The 18,840-nt window shown below is 44.8% G+C and carries 12 protein-coding genes; 9 read left to right on the forward strand and 3 right to left on the reverse strand.

Going from position 1 to position 18,840, the window contains the following annotated elements:
* The first annotated feature begins 13 nt into the window (after positions 1-13).
* The 4 genes from C161_RS15460 (at position 14) to C161_RS15475 (ending at position 5,568) form a co-directional block, all read left to right on the forward strand.
* Positions 14-883 (forward strand): carbohydrate ABC transporter permease, encoded by an 870-nt coding sequence (locus C161_RS15460; protein ID WP_017688372.1) that lies wholly within the window; start codon positions 14-16, stop codon positions 881-883.
* Positions 884-1,138: 255 nt separating this feature from the next.
* Positions 1,139-2,824, forward strand: a complete 1,686-nt coding sequence (locus C161_RS15465) for a hypothetical protein (protein WP_036671271.1) — start codon at positions 1,139-1,141, stop codon at positions 2,822-2,824.
* A gap of 71 nt (positions 2,825-2,895) precedes the next feature.
* On the forward strand, positions 2,896-4,611 hold the full coding sequence (locus C161_RS15470; protein ID WP_051449762.1) for a discoidin domain-containing protein: 1,716 nt from the start codon (positions 2,896-2,898) through the stop codon (positions 4,609-4,611).
* A gap of 30 nt (positions 4,612-4,641) precedes the next feature.
* Positions 4,642-5,568, forward strand: a complete 927-nt coding sequence (locus tag C161_RS15475; RefSeq protein ID WP_051449763.1) for a family 43 glycosylhydrolase — start codon at positions 4,642-4,644, stop codon at positions 5,566-5,568.
* 78 nt (positions 5,569-5,646) lie between these two features.
* On the opposite strand, the gene C161_RS15480 is transcribed toward C161_RS15475, so the two are convergent.
* The 3 genes from C161_RS15480 to pdxR all read right to left on the reverse strand — a co-directional run bounded on the left by C161_RS15480 (position 5,647) and on the right by pdxR (position 9,897).
* On the reverse strand, positions 5,647-6,174 hold the full coding sequence (locus C161_RS15480; protein WP_036671272.1) for a DinB family protein: 528 nt from the start codon (positions 6,172-6,174) through the stop codon (positions 5,647-5,649).
* 151 nt (positions 6,175-6,325) lie between these two features.
* Complete coding sequence (locus C161_RS15485) at positions 6,326-8,347, reverse strand: ATP-dependent DNA helicase (protein WP_036671273.1); 2,022 nt, start codon at positions 8,345-8,347, stop codon at positions 6,326-6,328.
* A 59-nt stretch (positions 8,348-8,406) separates the two neighbouring features.
* A complete protein-coding gene (pdxR, locus tag C161_RS15490) occupies positions 8,407-9,897 on the reverse strand; it encodes a MocR-like pyridoxine biosynthesis transcription factor PdxR (protein WP_036671275.1) in 1,491 nt (496 codons plus the stop codon).
* A 147-nt stretch (positions 9,898-10,044) separates the two neighbouring features.
* On the opposite strand from pdxR, the gene pdxS reads away from it, so the two are divergent.
* The 5 genes from pdxS to C161_RS15515 all read left to right on the forward strand — a co-directional run bounded on the left by pdxS (position 10,045) and on the right by C161_RS15515 (position 18,768).
* Positions 10,045-10,929 (forward strand): pyridoxal 5'-phosphate synthase lyase subunit PdxS, encoded by an 885-nt coding sequence (pdxS, locus tag C161_RS15495; protein WP_200869424.1) that lies wholly within the window; start codon positions 10,045-10,047, stop codon positions 10,927-10,929.
* 151 nt (positions 10,930-11,080) lie between these two features.
* Positions 11,081-13,594, forward strand: coding sequence for a GH39 family glycosyl hydrolase (locus C161_RS15500; RefSeq protein ID WP_327196796.1), 2,514 nt, complete (start codon positions 11,081-11,083; stop codon positions 13,592-13,594).
* A 202-nt stretch (positions 13,595-13,796) separates the two neighbouring features.
* On the forward strand, positions 13,797-15,029 hold the full coding sequence (locus C161_RS15505; protein WP_036671279.1) for a PTS sugar transporter subunit IIC: 1,233 nt from the start codon (positions 13,797-13,799) through the stop codon (positions 15,027-15,029).
* A 19-nt stretch (positions 15,030-15,048) separates the two neighbouring features.
* Entirely contained in the window at positions 15,049-17,322 is a 2,274-nt protein-coding gene (locus C161_RS15510) for a beta-glucosidase (protein ID WP_036671281.1), read from the forward strand.
* Between the two features lie 363 nt (positions 17,323-17,685).
* Complete coding sequence (locus C161_RS15515; protein WP_036671283.1) at positions 17,686-18,768, forward strand: ABC transporter substrate-binding protein; 1,083 nt, start codon at positions 17,686-17,688, stop codon at positions 18,766-18,768.
* The last annotated feature ends 72 nt before the right edge of the window (positions 18,769-18,840 follow it).

Here is an 18,840-nt window from a genome sequence, read left to right on the forward strand (position 1 = left end):
AGGGGGAGGGATCATGTACCATAAAACGACAGGTTATAGAGTATTCTCCTATTTTAATTACGCGTTCATGATACTGGCGGGTCTGGCGTGTTTTCTTCCACTGCTTCATCTGTTGGCGCAATCTCTAAGCAGCAAAGCGGCCATTAGCGGTAATATGGTTTCATTTTGGCCGGTGGGGTTCAACGTGGATGCCTATGTAAAAACGTTCAACAATTCTAATTTCAACGGTGCCATGCTGACATCCATCACTCGAACCGTATTGGGTACAACCATCAGCATGTTTATTCTTACCTGTGCAGGATATGCCTTGTCCAAGGAATTCCGGGGACGCAATGTGCTCATGTGGTTTTTTATCTTTACCATGCTCTTCTCGGGGGGATTGATACCTTCTTACATATTGATCACAGCCCTTGGATTAAAGGATACCATATGGGCTCTTGTGTTACCGGGCGCTTTTGGTGCTTATAATTTGATTCTTCTCGTCAATTTTTTCAAAACGATTCCAAAAGCCCTGGAAGAAGCAGCTTTCATTGACGGAGCTTCCTTTTTCGTAATTCTCAGCAAAATATATTTACCATTATCTCTGCCTGGCATAGCGACCGTATCCTTGTTCATTATGGTGGGGCACTGGAACTCCTGGTTTGACGGGATATTGTACATGTCGGATGCAAGTAAGTATCCGCTGGCTTCGTTCTTACAGACCGTTGTCGTGCAGAGCAATATGCAAAATATGGCGATGAGCCAGTCTGAGGTGGCAGCCATGTCTGAACAGAGCATCAAGGCAGCGCAAATTTTTGTCAGTACGCTGCCGATCATTTTGGTCTATCCTTTTTTACAAAGATATTTCGTGAAGGGAATTGTACTAGGAGCCGTCAAAGAATAGTTAGGATGACGAAAAATTGGATCGCTATATATGTTCAACTAAACATTTACACGATAACGTAGAGGACAGAAGAGACCTGAAGAAGCGGAGCGTTCGCCTTTATTCCAGAATTTCACCTTTGTAAAAGTGAATCAAAAATTCTGGGAATAACAGCGATCGGAAGGTTGTTCTGTCATCGGAGTGCCAGTGTAAATAGGCAATTAGTTGAACTTATATAGAAAACAAATTGAGTATGAGTGAAGGGAGCATGTTTCCATGAAGAAAAGAACTGATTTATGGAAAATGGTAAGTATGGTTATGCTGTCGGCTGTTCTTGTGGCTGGCTGTAGCAAAGGGGAGAGTGCTTCCGAGACCGCACCGGCATCGGTGCTTAAAGACGGAAAATATGATCCACCGTTTACGATCACCATCGCCAAACAACAGGATGAAAATGCTGGAAAGTACATCAACGGTGAGACGTTGAATGACAATGTATTGACTCGCTGGGGCGAACAAAATCTGGGTATCAAAATCCAAACCACCCTGCTGGGAGGTGATGCTTCACAATATAATACCAAGCTACGGTTGGCGTTGACAGGTTCCGAGAAGTTGCCCGACGTTCTGCCCGTCTATGACACCATGCTGGTCAATGATCTGATCGATTCGGGGCAAGTCAAAGAGATAACGGAAGACATCTCAGCCTACATGCCTGACCGGATAAAAGAAATATACAAACAATACCCAACCACCTTCAATCCAGTGGTTAGGGAGGGCAAGGTCTACGGGATGGCGATTGCGCCGAATCTGACGGAAGGCGAAGTCATGTTGATCCGCCAGGACTGGTTAGACAGGTTAAATTTGAAAGCGCCAACAACGATTGATGAGTTTGAACAAGTCATCGCGGCGTTCACTAATGAGGACCCAGATGGGAACGGCAAGAAAGACACATACGGCTTTACTTTTTCAGGGAAAGATTCCTACAACACGGGCTGGGTCAGCGATCCAGTCATGATATTCAGCGCATACACGGGCAAACATCTTCCAAGGCAATGGCATAACGACAATGGCAAACTAACCTATGGATCTGTGGCTCCTGGCAACAAAGAGGCACTTGCCAAGTTACGCGATTGGTATGCACAAGGGTACTTGAACAAAGAATTGGCCACCCAAGGGGCCTGGGATGCTCTGTCCGATTTTACGGAGGGGAAAGCTGGTATCATCATTGGTCGTCCTTGGCTGTACGACAGTGTGAAGGACGTAGAGAAAAATGTGGATGGTGCAAAAATTAGTGCTTATCCGACCATTCAAGGTGTGAACGGTGATAAGACCTACCAATCCGCCCAGTTGAACGATGGTGTGTTCATGTTTAACAAGGATTTTCAGAACATGGAAGCCTTCTTCCTGTACTACGATAAAATGTACGACGCAGCGTTCAGCACGGGAGAGTTCAAATACGGCTACGCTCAAGGATACGATTACGATATCGTTAACGACGAAGTCACTTTTGATCCAACGAAATTTAATACGCCATTAGAGGCTGTGCAGGGCGTTGGGAAAATGGCATTTACCAAAAATACGCCGAGTGTTGATGGTCCCGGCCAATCCTACTACGATCTGGCGAATGGAGTTAAAGCCGACACGGGTGTCCTCATTCAGAGCGCCTCGAAGGATCAAACGACGCAGGACGGATACCGGATTTCGTATGAAAACAGAGATGTTTTACTGCCAAATGAGTTTAACGGTCCACCAACGCCAACGATGCAAAATGTGTGGGAACAGTTGACCACTATGGAACAGGAGACGTTCACCAAAATCATATATGGCAATGAGCCGCTTGAAGCATTTGATACCTTTGTGAAACAGTGGCATGAAAAAGGCGGAGACACCGTGATCGAAGAAGTTAACGAATGGTACAACCAAGCCAGTGAGACGGATGTAATGACACTGATGAATTTGAAATAAAGTCTAGTTTCACCTGAACCAGCCTTCCGGCAACAGGAAGGTTGGTCTTCTAAAAAAGGAGATGATGAGACATGATCAAAGGTAAATCGTGGATGGCTATCGTCATTGCATTGATGTTGTTAATAGTGCATTTAACGTCCTCAGCTCAAACCGTTCACGCTGCTGGTGAAGAGACCCATATTGCTGCAACACTGTTTGTGCTGAAGAATGAATCCGAAGTATCCAATGCCAAAATTCATTGGGCACCTGTCCAGGGAGCGACTGCATACGAGTTATACAGATCAGAGAACAATGCGCCTTATACGTTATTACAGACCTTAACAGGTACAACGACGGATGATTATGAACTCAATATAGGCAACACATACAAGTATCAAGTGAAGGCATATGGCGGAACTTCCTTGTTAACCTCCGCTGTCTCACCAGAATATACCCCTTACAGCCTTCCAGAGAACCTCACAACTTTTGATAACACAACGCAATCAACGCTTATGCTCCCCAATGAGCTTAAAGTTGGAGACACCTACTACAGATTTAACTTTGTGCAAAAGTCATCAGGCGGTTTTGGCGAAATGATTCAACAGACGTCAACGGATGACATCTCCTACGGTAACGACAAAGTGGTCCTGTCCTACACGGATCATCCCGATCTGGCGGATTCTAAATTTGAGGGGATCAATATCTTCTATCATGCACCCACGAACAAATTTGTTTTTTGGGCTCACTATGAAAACAGTACAGACTACACACTTGCGAGGGTATCGGTGGCTTCGGCCACGCCTGGAGAAGACTTTACCTTTCACAAAAGCTTTCGGCCGGAAGGGAACCAATCCCGGGATATCTCCATTTTCAAAGATGATGATGATTCGGCGTATCTGATCTCTACGGCCAATAATAATTCGGACACCATCTTATATAAGTTAACCCCCGATTGGTTGGATGTGGATCATCAAGTTTCAGTTATTTATCAAAGTCAACACAGGGAACTGCCCAAGATGATCAAAAAAGATGGCATTTATTATTTGTTCTCTTCCCAAGCGGCAGGTTGGTACCCGAGCATACCCTTGTATTCATCAGCAACAAGCATTGACGGAGATTGGTCTGAATTACGGACGATTGGTAACACGTCAACCTTCTCGGCGCAGTCGGGTTCCGTCATGCGGGTGAAGCCAGATACGGGTAACAACGTGGTTATGGTTGCGTATCGCTGGATGTTCGGCTGGGCAGGCACGCAAAATGGAACAACGGAGGAACGTTTGCTTCCCGTTTGGTTCTCTGATGGTTACGCATTTTATGATTATTTTGATCAAGTCCTGTACAACACAAGCGATGATGTTGTCGTTCCCGTTCAGAATGGAAAACTGCTGTCGCAAGGTAAACCTGCAACAGCCCAAACGGCTACTGGAACAAACCCGGCAAGTTATGCTAATGATGGTAACTATCAAACCGAATGGGTAGGCACAGGCAGTTCTTGGCCACATTGGTGGAAGGTCGATCTCGGCTCTGTTCAACAGTTGAATAATGTGCAAATCTCCTGGTGGATGCAAAAAGGCTCCGAAGGTTATTACAAATACAAAATCGAGACCAGTACGGATAATGTAAACTGGACCGTGGCATTGGATCGAACCAATAATACATCTTACGGTTTCACATCAGATACGCTATCGAGCACTGCTGCCAGGTATGTACGAATTAATATGCAAAATGCGGCACTTCATAACAACCCCAACAATTGGTACACGCCAAGACTATGGGAAGTGAAGGTATTTGGATCGGACACCAATTAACGATGTTCCTATAAGAAGAGAGGTAACGGTGTGAATAATCAATTAACTAATGGTGGCATCTGGAATGATTCAAGCGGTAATCCGATCCATGCCCATGGTGGACATATGTTATTCCATGACGACTATTATTACTGGTATGGCGAAGATCGGAGAGACGATATATATGTGAGTTGTTACCGTTCCAAAGATCTATTCAACTGGGAGTTTCGAAACCATATCTTGACCACCTCTACACCAGCTGCACCCATTCGAGTTCGGACAAATCTGGCATTAGTGAACGATAAAGGTGGAAAAGTAAATCTCGAACGGCCTAAAGTGCTTTTCAACGCGGTGACCAAAAAGTTTGTACTCTGGGCTCACTATGAGAATGGTAACAATTACAACGATGCCGCATGCGCCATTGCCACATCGGATTCTCCGGATAGTCATTTCGTGTATCATGGCAGCTTTAATCCGTACGGGTATATGTCGCGTGACTGCACGCTCTTTCAGGATGATGACGGGACAGCGTATTTTATTTCAGCTGCCAGAGACAATGCGGACCTGCACATCTATCGCCTGCAGGGAGATTACCTTAATGTTGAAAGTCTTGTCGGAAAGCTGTGGCAGGGGGAATATCGGGAGGCGCCAGCCGTCTTCAAACGGAAAGGGAAGTATTATATGGTGACCTCATTTTGCACGGGTTGGGCTCCAAATCAAGGGAAATACGCGATGGGACCATGGGGGATGCTAAGCGATTTTGGCGATGAAACGACGTACCAAACGCAACCAGCATTTGTACTTAAGCGATCAGAAGAGGAGTACCTATACTTTTCGGATCGCTGGAACGGATCGGATTATTTTCAGTCCAGCTATGTGGTACTGCCCATTGAATTCAATGGGCACATTCTGATTCTAAATGATTATTCCACATTATCTTTGCGAGAGGACGCACATCTGATTCATTTTGAACGATAATTTGAACGATAAAACGACTGATGAGAAAAGACTTTGTTCCTACAGCGAATGCAGGTTCAAAGTCTTTTTGAATGAAATTTATAATTTCAAATCCAACGAATAACGATCGCGAAGTACTGATAAATGGTGGAGCTCATGTCCAGCCATAACAAATGCAATCGATCGAGCTGAAGCAGTGTTATCACTGACGATCCCTCTACAGAGCCATGCTTCCGGGGTGAGGCGACGAAGCATAAGAATGGTTGAGCGGCGTGTGACGGCATATTCTTCGCTCAAATCGGCCAGGGTATACGCTTTAAAAGGGTGGGTCTGCATAAGCACGTCCTGATCGTAGCCGGGATGATTCGCTTGGTCACCTCTGGCGATGCGAAGCAATCGGCTACTCATGATGCGTTCGTTATCCAAAAGGTGACCGATGACCTCTTTCACGCTCCATTTGCCTTCGGCGTACCGATAATTTGCTTGCTCCTCTGTCAATGAAGTGAGCAAAGTTGGTACGATGTTGGCTTGCAGCTCTAAGCGTTCGATGATGTTCCCTTCAGGAACAAGCTGGATGTACCCTTCATAATAAGCTGCATATTCCTCTGTAGTTGGTCTTTCAACCATGGTAATGCCTCCTTTGGGATTCGTAGATCTGGAATATATTGTAGCATAAATCTTACTTCCAGCATTAAAATTGGCCCTTCCGCTTGATGTGTGGAAGGGCTTCTTCATGTGATTTGATTTGAACAGTTTATAGCGTTTGGGTGTACCACTTCTAATCCGTACGTCGTATCCTTTTATTTTGAACAAATCTCTCTAAAACCTCAAAATCCTCCGTCACTTTTTTGAACGGCAACGTGTCCAACACCTGTTCCCGGTAACTCTTTTTAGCCGTTGTGCTGAGACGGGAGTCAAGTATGCTGAGTATGCCAAGGTCCGTTTCACTGCGGATCAAGCGTCCAGTTCCTTGCCGTAATCGAAGAAGCATGTCCGGTACAAACACCTCCATGAACGGATTCTCTGTTACAGATGCCTTATATTCATAAACAGGATCCGATGGAACAGGGAAGGGCAGCCGGAAAATAATGACCTGTGACAGGTCAGACCCCTCGATATTCACACCTTCCCAGAATACACCAGTACCCAGGAGGACACCTTTGCTTTTCCTGAAATCAGCGATGACACTGTCCTGGGAAGATCCTTCTTTTTGAACATGGACTGCCCATGTGTATTCATTAGCCTTTGAGATCAACTTTTTGTGAATGTACTTCATGTCCTCTTTTGCTGAAAAAAGGACGATTGTTCTTCCCTGAGTTAGATTACAGAGTTGAACCACTTCGTTGTACGCTGCTTCAAGATAGTTTTCGCCCTGATCGTGGTGGTAATAGGGAACTTTGTTCGAAATATACATCATGGCATGGTTGGTGTAGTCAAAAGGGGAGGGTTGGCGCTCTAAGAAACCTCCCTTATAACCAAGGGAGTGCGTCATATAAGAATATTGTTCCTCCAGTGTATCCCCGCCTTGGCACAGCGTTGCTGATGTTAGGATTACAGGTACCTTACCATTAAATAAAGCGTATTTCAGAAATTGGCTTATATCTTTGGGACAGATGCTGATTGTGGTTACTCTAAGGGGACTGCTTGCCCATAAAAGATAGTTGTCCTCTATTTCAGATAAGACACTAATAAGGGTAATTAGCCCGTTGATGGCTTCAAAAGCGTCATCGATCTCCCGCTCGTGGCGTGAGGTCAAAATGGAAAGGCGCAGACTGAGATCTTTTAAATTGTTTAAGACTTGGTTTAACGGTATTCCTTTGATCTCCGACACTTTGATTCGGTCGTTATCCTGCTTGGCATGGTGGAGCAGATCCGCGTTTACCTGTTTGAAGATGCGCTCAGCGCAGTTTTTGATGAACTTGGATTGTGAGAAGAGACTTTTATCCCCGGACTGCTTCGTTAGAAGCTGCACCGTGGTATCCAGAATGCGGCAAATTCCCCGATAAGTGAACTCAAGTGTTCTGGCATCCCGAACTTTTGCTTCCAGATTATGCGCTTCATCAATGACGATCAGAGCAGGCTGTTCTGAGATGATGCTCTTGGTTCCTTCTTTTTTCTTCATCAGATCCCGTATGAGCAAGTCCTGGTTCACGATAATAAAATCAATCTCGTGAGCTTTTGCATTTAATTTCGCTCTCATATCGTAAAACAAACATGCAGTTTTGTGATGACAACGTTCAAATTTGCAATCATTCACGGAAACGTGGGACCATTCGGCATCACTAACTCCAGCTTTAATATCGGCTCTTTCATCAATTTCATAATCTAATATGCGCTGTGCGAGGGTAGATACGGAGGAGTTTGCATCATCAAGATTGATCCATTCCGCTGCTCTACTTCGGCAGGCATACTGCCCCATGCCTTTTCCCACCACGGAGCGAACCGTTGAGAATCCCAACCGGCTACCAATAATCCTTAAATCTTTATGTATCTGTTCCGAGAGCTGAATGGAGGATGTCGCTATAATGACTGGTTTCTGAGACATTTGATTCGTGAGCAGACTTGGGATCAGGTACGCAAAAGACTTACCGATTCCGACACCAGCTTCAATCATGGCATTATGCCCATGGATATAAGCATCGGCGATATCGAGAGACATTTCTTGCTGTCCAATTCGCTCTCTAAGGCCAATTCGGGGGAACCGGTCATATATTCGGAAGATGGCGTTAACCAAAGAACGTTCGATTTCCTTGTCCGGTTCCTGTTTATTAATTTTGTACAGTTCATTTAACCAATTCATAACGATCGCCTCTCTTCCGAATGATGATCTTCTTGTACTTACTTTGGAGACGATTTACCTCACAATGTAGTTGTAACGGCATTTTTTAATCTGGATACGCCTTCCTGTAATTGTTCATCTGACAAATGTGCAAAAGACAAATAGATACCATACTTCGTACCAACAGACGTTGAACTGCTGACTTCTGAGTATACCACACCTTGTGACCGAGCTGATTCCCTAAAGGCCTCATAAGTGGTCACATTACCTCGCCACCAACCAAACACGTGTAGACCCGCTTCATTCTCCACCCAATCAAACCATGTAGAGAGCTGCTTGTTCAAAAGTTTGAGTAACAGATGGAATTTCCGACTGTATAATCGATTCATTCTGCGCAGATGACGTTCATATTGACCACTTGTCATGAATGCGGCTAATGCCCGTTGTTCGATCAGGTTGACGGGTCTTGGCTCGTATAATGCTTGTGCCTTTCTAAAGGTGTCAGCCAAGGTAGGGGGAAGAACCACATAACCAAGTCGTACTTCTAAAGGCAAGGTTTTGGTAAAGCTACCCAGGTAGATTACACGTCCTGCTTTATCGAGTGTTTTCAGTGGTTCAACATGCATTCCGCGATATCGGAATTCACTATCATAATCATCCTCAACAATCATGGCATCATTTCGCTGTGCCCAGTCCAGCAAGGTTTGTCTGCGTTCCAGACTGAGCATTTCACCAGTAGGAAATTGTCGTGACGGCGTGACAAACAACATACGTGCTTCCCAGTCCTGGGGCACAACGCCCTGACCATCGAGATTAGCTTCAATCAACTTTGCACCCGCAGCCAATATGGCTTTAGAAATCCCGACATAACAAGGACTCTCTGTCACTACATAATCCCCAGGATCTGCAAGTAATTGAGTGAGTAGAGCTATAGCTTGCATGGAGCCTGCAGTTACTGCAATATGATCCGGATCGACTTGAATGCCCCGCATCCTCCGCAGATAGGCAGCAATAGCTTCTCTCAATTTTGGATCCCCGGTTGAACTAACCATGGCAGAGGTTGTTTTCAGGTGATGCTCACGGTGTCTTATCTCTGCATACAATCGATTATTCCATTCATCGTAAGGAAACTTGGAGAAATCAGGTTGATATTTGCTGAAGTCGATCACTTCGTCGCTATTCATTCTGGAATCATGTGTATGAGCATTGGCTGGTGTATTTCTTTGAATCGACTGCTGTTCAAACTGCTGAATACGATTCCCCCAGGCGGATAAGTGATGCGTACAAGCTTTCTCGGTGGACGCATTATTGTTCAAATCCAACTGGTAAGCAACAAAGGTTCCTCTTCCATGCTCTGAATGAATGTAACCTTGTGCAGTCAACGTATCATAGACCTGATTCACGGTTCCTCTGGAAATGTGATACGTCGCGGCTAACTCTCGAGTAGAGGGTAACTTCTCGCCATGTATAAGATTACCTTCATGAATTGCATCACGAATGGCATGATAGAGAGCCTTCATCTTCGTATATTTTCGGTTCAAATATGAACTGTAAGCTACATGAAATTGCATAGGACCTCCAGATTTATAAATGAAGTGGTACAATAAAAACCAAAAATATTGGATCTTTTTATATGACCATTCTCATTCTATACTAAATGATAGATTAGAGCGATGCCTTTATTGAAAATCACCCAAAAGTTAATTAGGAGGACTACAATCATGCAAACAGGTACAGATCGTGTAAAAAGAGGAATGGCTGAAATGCAAAAAGGTGGCGTCATCATGGACGTTATGAATGCAGAGCAAGCTAAAATTGCTGAGGCGGCAGGGGCAACAGCTGTTATGGCTCTTGAACGGGTACCTTCCGATATTCGCGCTGCTGGCGGTGTAGCTCGTATGGCAGATCCAACCATCGTTGAAGAGGTTATGAAGGTTGTATCTATCCCAGTTATGGCCAAAGCACGTATCGGTCATTACATAGAAGCCAAAGTGCTTGAATCCCTAGGTGTGGACTATCTCGATGAAAGTGAAGTTCTTACGCCTGCAGACGAAGTGTTCCATATCGATAAACATGAGTTTACTGTACCATTTGTATGTGGAGCCAAAGATTTGGGAGAAGCTCTTCGCCGTATTGGTGAGGGTGCATCGATGATTCGTACAAAAGGTGAGCCTGGAACGGGCAACATTGTTGAGGCAGTTCGTCATATGCGTCTAATTAACAGCCAGCTCCGCAAAGTGCAAAACATGTCCAAAGACGAGCTGTACGCTGAAGCCAAAAATCTGGGTGTAGCTTATGAGTTGCTGCGCGAAGTTCATGAAAATGGAAAACTTCCTGTCGTTAACTTTGCAGCAGGCGGTGTAGCTACTCCGGCGGACGCAGCATTAATGATGCACCTGGGAGCAGACGGTGTGTTTGTAGGATCAGGTATTTTCAAATCCGATAGCCCTGAGAAATTCGCTCGTGCAATCGTTGAAGCTACAACACATTACACGGATTACAAACTGATTGCCGAAGTATCCAAAAACTTGGGCGCCCCGATGAAAGGGATTGAAATTTCTAAATTGGCTCCAGAAGAGCGCATGTCCAACCGCGGTTGGTAAGATAACAGTGCATTTAGTTGAATAGGTAGTTTGAACATTTATATAGAAGAGCCGATCAATTGAACCTTAATTGATCGGCTTTTTTGTTCTTACTGTTTAGCTTGTTGATATCTTCAAAATGCTGTGGCTATAATAATCGGTATGAAGGAAGGTGCAGACAATTCGCTATCTATATGAGTTTATTCAACATCAGGACGATCTGCCTATGAAACTCTTCGTGAACTCGGTAAAACATATTGATTTTCATTGGCACAAGGAAGTGGAAGTTGTATATGTTCTCCACGGTTCAATCATCATGTATCTGGACCAGCAGCAATATACACTGCATGAAGATGATGTGATCGTGGTTAACAGTATGTCCGTCCACAAGATCGAACGAACCAATCAGGACAATGTGTTATTAACATTGCAGTTCGGTCCCGAGTTAATGAACAATAATGCGTTTATCTCCTGTAACTCTGCTATGAACGTGGAACAAAACGCTCCTCGCCTGCAAATTATTAAACAATATCTTGCGCAAATGGTATGGGAGATCAACAAAAAAACGCCAGGTTATCAAAATTTCACAATGGGCAGATTACAGATGTTATGCGGATGCCTGCAGAGGTATTTTTCCATTGGAACGAATTCCGCATTGGAAGACGGTAGCAGGGATTATGACTATAAAAGACTGAACAGGGTCCTCACATATATTGATTTACACTACAATGAAAAGATTACACTGCAGGATATGGCGCATTCCGAACATTTAAGTTTGCATTATTTTTCTCACTTCTTCACCGACAAAATCGGGATACCTTTCCAAAAGTATTTGACGCTCATTCGTTTGGAGAAGGCTCAAGCTCAGCTGGCAGCCAACGATAAAAACATCTCGGAGATCGCGCTGGATTGCGGATTTGCCAATGTGAAGCTGTTTAACAAATACTTCAAGGAAAAGTACGGCTGTACGCCCGGTTCCTATCGGGAAGCTTCTCGTACACCGGAACTCCATCAGATGAATGTAAACCGCAAACCCAAAACATATGAGGAATCTTCAAGCGGAGATTATTACGAGATGGAAACGCTGAATGCGATTGGTTTACTGTATCGATATCTGGATGTTAAGGTTGACGCCGATCAGGACACGCTTCCTGTACCGTCTGTACATCTGTCAGACCAAACTTATATTGAGATTCGTGCGGATCAGACGTCGTCTGTCTACGAAAAGCACTGGAATATGACCATGACGGCAGGGAGAGCCATTGAAGGTTTACGTGAAGATTGGCGGAAGCAGCTCTCCGCGCTGAAAGGAAAAATCCCTTTTCAATATATTCGATTTCACGGCATCTTTAATGACGAGATGATGGTGTACAGCGAGAATGAGCAGGGCACTCCCCTCTATAATTGGTCTTATGTGGACAAATTATATGATTTCTTGCTGGATCAGGGCGTTCGGCCATTTGTGGAATTAAGCTTTATGCCGAGCCAGCTGGCGAGATCCAAAGAAACGCTGTTTTGGTGGAGAGGGAATATTAGCCCGCCATCCGACCCTGCCAAGTGGCAGACGCTTGTTGGTGAATTTGTTCGCCATTGTTTGAATCGTTATGGTGCGGAAGAAGTGAGGCAGTGGTATTTCGAAGTATGGAACGAGCCTGACCTGGCGGGTGTTTGTTGGGCAGGAAGCAAGGAAGAATACTTTGCGTTTTACGAATCGACCGTTCATGCCATCAAATCGATTTTGCCGGAACTGAAGGTGGGGGGGCCAGCTATGGGTTACGGTTCTCTCTGGAACGATACCTGGGCTGAGGAATTTTTGTCCTATTGCCGCAAGCGTGAAGTGGCTCTCGACTTTTATTCGTTTCACATCTATTCGGAGTATCCCAAGCTAAAAGTTGAAGACGATCGTTTAACCCGGATCATGCCGCCTGCTTTCTATAAAGAGAGTATTGCGCTTATGCGGCAAAAAATGAATACGTCATCGTACGGTCATGTTGAACTTCATGTCACTGAGTGGAACTTTTCGCTGTATGACCGGAACTTACTGCACGATACCATGTTCATGGCTCCGTTTGTCATTTACCACACCATGAACACACTCGGTGACGTGAAAGCGATGGCTTTCTGGTCCTTTACCGATGTATTCGAAGAAAGTATCGTTCCCGCTTCTCCTTTCTACGGAGGTTTTGGCCTGATTAACCGCGATGGGCTGAAGAAACCCAGCTATTATGCATTTGAGCTTATGCAAAAGCTTGGGGATGAGCTGATGGTCAAGGGAGACGGTTATGTTGGAACCCGAAAAAGGGATGGAAGCATGCAATTTTTGTTCTATCACTATGTTCATGTAGATCAGCTGTTTGCAAGTGGAGATTGGTCGGAATTATCCAGCTCAACCCGCTATGACGTATTTGAGGAAAAAGGTAGCAAAGCTTATGAACTTACCCTGAGCAATCTCGAGGGTCCTTATAAATGCACCAGTTATCAACTGGATCGGGAGCATGGATCGGTATTTGATGAGTGGACCCGCATGGGATCGCCCTATTCCTTGACGGAAGAAGAAATCGCCTATCTAAACGGCAGGAGTGGACCCGTGATGGGGACAGAGATGGTAAGAGATGAAAGTTGGCGCAGAGAGATTTTGCTTCCACCGCATGGGGTAATGCTGCTCATTTTGGATAGACAATATTAAAAAAAAGTGCATTTAAGACATCCTTTCAGTTTGAAGGGATGTTTTTTGTTGTTTATTTCTTGTTCAGGCTGGCAAGCTAGAACTATAGCGATGGATTGGGCAAAAAACGAACCATGATGCGGCAAGTTCCAACAAGAAAGCGTTAACACAAATCGATATACTATGGTTGTGGCAGCTTAGAGGAAGACAGGGGGAGTTTTGGATGAAGCGTTTCATGAAATGGATGACAGATTCGTTTGCGCCAAGATTGGAGGCGTTTACGAATAATATTTGGGTTTCTTCGATTCAAGAAGCCATCATGGTCGCCATTCCGATGATTTTCATCGGTTCGATTATTACATTGATTTCGATTTTGCAGGATTTCATTCCGGGAATGCCGGACCTGACACCTATCACGACATTCAGTTTTGGTTTGCTTGGGTTGTTTATTGCTTTTCTGACACCTTATGTCGTGATGGAAAAAAGAGAACGACACAAAATCAAGTTGCTAGCGGGAATGACAGGGATATCTCTGTTCGTCATGCTGCTTAACCCGACGGTAAACGAAGACGGTACCATTCAGTTCATCCTTGAACGATTTGGACCCTCGGGGATGATTACAGCACTCCTGGTAGGTGTATTTGTCGCTCTTGTAATGATCATGTGCAACAAATTTTCGTTCTTCAAAAAGGGGTCTTCACTTCCCGAATTCATTATGGACTGGTTCGATTTTCTCGTCCCGATCGCCCTGGTATTAACAACAGGATGGTTACTTGTATATCAGCTTCATTTTGATATTTTTGGACTGATCGTGAACGTATTTGAGCCGATCAATGCCGTAGGGCAAAGTTTAACCGGATTTTTATTGTTCAATTTCATTGGTGTTGTACTGTATTCTTTCGGCGTAAGCCCGTGGGTTATGACACCGATCTGGTACGCGATCTGGATACCTGCAATCGAAGAAAATGCAGCTCTTGTGGCAGCGGGACAAGATCCCGTCAATATCAACACGTTTGAAACCTTTTTCTCCGGATGGCTGGGTATTGGAGGAATGGGAGCGACCTTGCCGTTAGTTGTTTGGTTCCTGATGGCACGTTCGAAAAAACTGAAATCAGTCGGCAAGGCGACTATTATCCCATCCTTGTTTAACATCAATGAACCCGTCGTGTACGGAGCACCGATTGCCTTTAATCCATTACTCATGGTACCGATGTGGATTAACTCACTTATCACGCCGGTGATTGTGTACTTGGCTCTCGACTGGGGTTGGGTGCGGATTCCGAGCCAGATCTTCCAGCTATGGTACACGCCGATCGGCCTGTCCACCTACATTATGTCCGGATTCAATGGGCTTATCTTGCTGGCAGTCGTCCTGGTGATTGTATTTATTGTCTGGTTTCCGTTTTTCAAACTGTACGATGCACAGGAACTGAAGAAAGAACAAGAACAAAATTGATATCAGAAGGGTGAGTACTATGGATAAATCAATCAATGAATTGTTGTCGGCATTGACGCTGGCCGAGAAAGCTTCACTCTGCGCAGGATTGAATATGTGGATGACAAAAGGAATCGAGCGGTTAAACATTCCGCCAGTTCATATGTATGATGGGACAAACGGCATTCGTAAAACAAACAGCGATGAAGAAATGGGGATTACAACGGAAAATGTACCCGCAACCTGTTACCCTACGGGTTCAGCCATCGGTTCTTCGTGGAATACGGAATTGTTATATGAAGTTGGTGTGGCACTGGGACGTGAATCAAAAACCATGGACGTTGAGCTGCTGCTTGGACCGGGTGTCAATATGAAAAGAACACCGCTTGGCGGAAGAAACTTCGAATACTACTCGGAAGACCCATACTTGACAGGGGAACTTGGGGCGGCGTTTATAAACGGGATCCAAAGCGAAGGCGTGGGCGCTTCTGTCAAACACTTTGCAGGAAATAACCAGGAGTTTGAAAAGATGGTAACCAGTTCGGAAATCGACGAGCGAACGCTTCGCGAGATTTACCTGAGCGCCTTTGAACGTATTATTAAGAAATCCGACCCTTGGACGGTGATGTGTTCTTATAATTTATTGAATGGAACGTATACAAGTGAGAACGAACATTTGCTGCATGACATTTTGAGAGAAGAGTGGGGTTATGAAGGTGTTGTTCTATCCGACTGGACAGCTGTCAATGATCGCATACGCGGTCTGAAGGCCGGGCTTGATCTGGAGATGCCGGGTCCCGCCAATTACAATGCGAAGGCGATCATTGAAGCGGTTCAGAACGGAAGCCTTTCCGAAGAACAGTTGGATCGCAGCGTGGGACGGATTTTGAAGCTGGTAGAGCGCGTAACGGGCAAGAAAGACATGGATTCTTCTCCAAGTTCGGACTATCATGCACTCGCACGTAAAGCGGCGGCCGAGAGTATTGTGCTTCTGAAAAATGAGAACGCGATTCTCCCGCTAGGGCAGGAGTCCATTTCGTCGATTGCCGTGATCGGACGGTTTGCCAAAAAACCAAGAATTCAGGGAGCGGGCAGTGCAAAGGTAACGCCTACAAATGTCGATATTCCATGGGATGAGATAAAAAATCTGGCTGGCGATGCCATGACCATGAATTATGCAGAAGGGTACCCGGAGGATGACTCCATCAATGATGAGCTAATTAAGGAAAGCGTCTCATTAGCGATGAATTCCGATGTTGCTGTACTGTTTGTTGGCCAACCGGAATATGCGGAATCGGAGATGCATGATTTGCAAGGCATTGATCTTCCCGAGCATCAAGTGAAATTGATTCTCGCGGTTGCCGCAGTTCAACCCAAGTGTATTGTCGTAACGAGCAGCGGCTCCGCACTGGCGATGCGCCCATGGGTACAGCATGTACCTGGTGTGATTCATTCTTGGTTGTCTGGTCAAGGCATGGGTAAAGTGATTGCAGATGTATTATTCGGACAGACGAATCCTTCGGGCAAACTGTCTGAGACATTCCCTGTCAAACTGTCGGACAACCCTTCACATATGCGAATTCGCGGAGAGAACGGCAAGCTGTATTATCGCGAAGGCCTGTTCGTGGGTTATCGATATTATGACCGGAAAGAACTGGCACCTCAATTCCCGTTTGGACACGGATTGTCTTACACATCGTTCTCCTATACGGATCTGGAAGTGTCTCAGACCCACACCGGTGTTACTGTCTCCTTCCAATTGAAAAATACCGGAAAGCGCAAGGGGAAAGAAGTTGTTCAATTGTATGTTCACGATGAAGAGTGCACATGGACCCGTCCAGAGAAAGAATTGAAAGCTTTTGCTAAAGTTGAACTAGAGCCGGGTGAAAAACGCAAGATTACTTTTGAACTGGAAGAGAGAGACTTTTCATACTACAACACCAAGTATAACCGTTGGGTGGCTGAGACCGGGTTTTTCCAAATTTCACTTGGCAGCTCGTCCAAAGATATCCGAATTACGGAACGTCTGCATTGTAACTTTGGTAAGGAAGAAATCACGTTCCACAAATTCAGTCTGCTCAGTGAGTGGATGAGTGATCCTGTAGCGAAAAAGGAATTGGAGCATTGCCTGAATGAAATGAACGAGCACGTTACGGACAAGGTATATCTTAACGAGGAGTTTGTGGGATTCTGGGCAGATTTCCCAATGATCAAAGTATTCCAAATGTTCGGTCAACAATGGATGAATGAACGTTCACCTGATGAAATTATTAATGAACTTATCGCCAAGGTTAATCAGGCACGTAATGAATAGTTAAGTAAAAGAAAAGCCAAGTTCAATCCTAACCAAAGGACATGAACTTGGTTTTTCTAACGTTTCGGGATATATCGTTAGGAAACGTAACCTTCGAACCAAGATACCGCAAAAGACAGTTGGTTTGAAGACATCTTGATCACGGCAGGTACACCTGAATGGCCTTTGAACCTGTCACAGATGAATTTTACGATAATCCGATGAATTGAGGCACCATATGAGGGTTTCCTTTTATTCATCAGACTAATGATATTGATTATTGTTCTCATTTACACGCTTCGACAATTACTGTATACTGACAATAGTTATTTTACATATTGGTATAAAAGACAAGAGAGAATTGAAAAGGGAGAGATTATTTACATGTTGGTATCCGTTAAAAAAGGGATGTTTCTTTGTTTAATTACTGCAATGATTTTGGTGCTCGCAGCGTGTTCAAGCAACAATGGTGGCAGCAAAGATGCAAATGGCAGCTCACAGCAGGCTGCGGAGAGCAGTGCCACGAATGAAGCAACAAATGGGGAACAAACCGACGCAGACGCTTCAGCACCTGCCGAAACAACCTACCCGGTAACCGTTTCAAATTATACAACAGAGAACGGCACATGGGTGAAGAAGGATCAAACGTTTGACAAGGCACCTGAACGAGTAGTTGCCAATACCCAAGGTGCAGCCGAGCTGATGATTCGCCTTGGTTTGACAGACAAACTTGTAGGTGTAGCTGCGTTGTTTGGTAGTGTACCTGAAGATATTGCGGACGAGTTTAAACAAATTCCTGTGCTAGCTGAAGGCTATGTAGGCAAGGAAGTGACAATAGGGGCTACGCCTGACCTGGTTGTTGGTCGTGGTGGATTGTTTGAGGATGCGGACTGGGGTGTTGGTACAGTAAGCAGCTTGAATGATATGGGGATCAAAACATATGTACAAAGCACCAGTGTTCCTGATGCATCGTTAGATAGTCTGTATCAAGATATTACTGAATTAGGTGAGATATTTAACGTACAAGCCAATGCAGCGGCATATATTGAGACGCTTAAAGCACGCGAGAATGCCTTGTCGGCCCGAGCTAGCGCTGAAACGATCAACTATGCATCCTTTTCGGATAATGGTGATGGAACCATTGGAATCTACAACGGAAATGGTGATACGTTTATTGAAAGTGCAATGTCATTAATCAATATGCATAATATGCTGATTAATGAAACTGGCACACTCAGCCTGGAGAAGTTAATCGAGATTAATCCGGATGCAATGATTATTTCGAGGTATGCAGGTGGTATTGATCCAGAAGAAACGATTAAAAAGCTGCTTGCCAACAAGCAGGTGCAAAACATTAACGCAGTTAAAAACAAGAAAATCTACATTATTGATTTCAACAACTTCTGGGGATACGGAGATTCCATCTTCACAGGCGTTGAAGGACTTGCTGATGATCTAGGCTTGTAATGAAAATTTCGGCTTAATGACCATTCGTGCCTCAAGATCGTTTCATGGGCCAAGAGCATAGTACCAATGAAA

Origin of the sequence: Paenibacillus sp. FSL R5-192 (genome assembly GCF_000517845.1) — a bacterium.
In the GTDB taxonomy this organism is placed as follows: Bacteria; Bacillota; Bacilli; order Paenibacillales; family Paenibacillaceae; genus Paenibacillus; species Paenibacillus amylolyticus.

Bases quoted from the DNA above. Each gene is read 5' to 3' on its own strand.
- C161_RS15470 (WP_051449762.1), top strand. From the start codon at position 2,896: ATGATCAAAGGTAAATCGTGGATGGCTATCGTCATTGCATTGATGTTG.
- C161_RS15480 (WP_036671272.1), bottom strand. From the start codon at position 6,174: ATGGTTGAAAGACCAACTACAGAGGAATATGCAGCTTATTATGAAGGG.
- C161_RS15465 (WP_036671271.1), top strand. From the start codon at position 1,139: ATGAAGAAAAGAACTGATTTATGGAAAATGGTAAGTATGGTTATGCTG.
- C161_RS15515 (WP_036671283.1), top strand. From the start codon at position 17,686: ATGTTGGTATCCGTTAAAAAAGGGATGTTTCTTTGTTTAATTACTGCA.
- C161_RS15460 (WP_017688372.1), top strand. From the start codon at position 14: ATGTACCATAAAACGACAGGTTATAGAGTATTCTCCTATTTTAATTAC.
- C161_RS15485 (WP_036671273.1), bottom strand. From the start codon at position 8,347: ATGAATTGGTTAAATGAACTGTACAAAATTAATAAACAGGAACCGGAC.
- pdxR (WP_036671275.1), bottom strand. From the start codon at position 9,897: ATGCAATTTCATGTAGCTTACAGTTCATATTTGAACCGAAAATATACG.
- C161_RS15510 (WP_036671281.1), top strand. From the start codon at position 15,049: ATGGATAAATCAATCAATGAATTGTTGTCGGCATTGACGCTGGCCGAG.
- C161_RS15505 (WP_036671279.1), top strand. From the start codon at position 13,797: ATGAAGCGTTTCATGAAATGGATGACAGATTCGTTTGCGCCAAGATTG.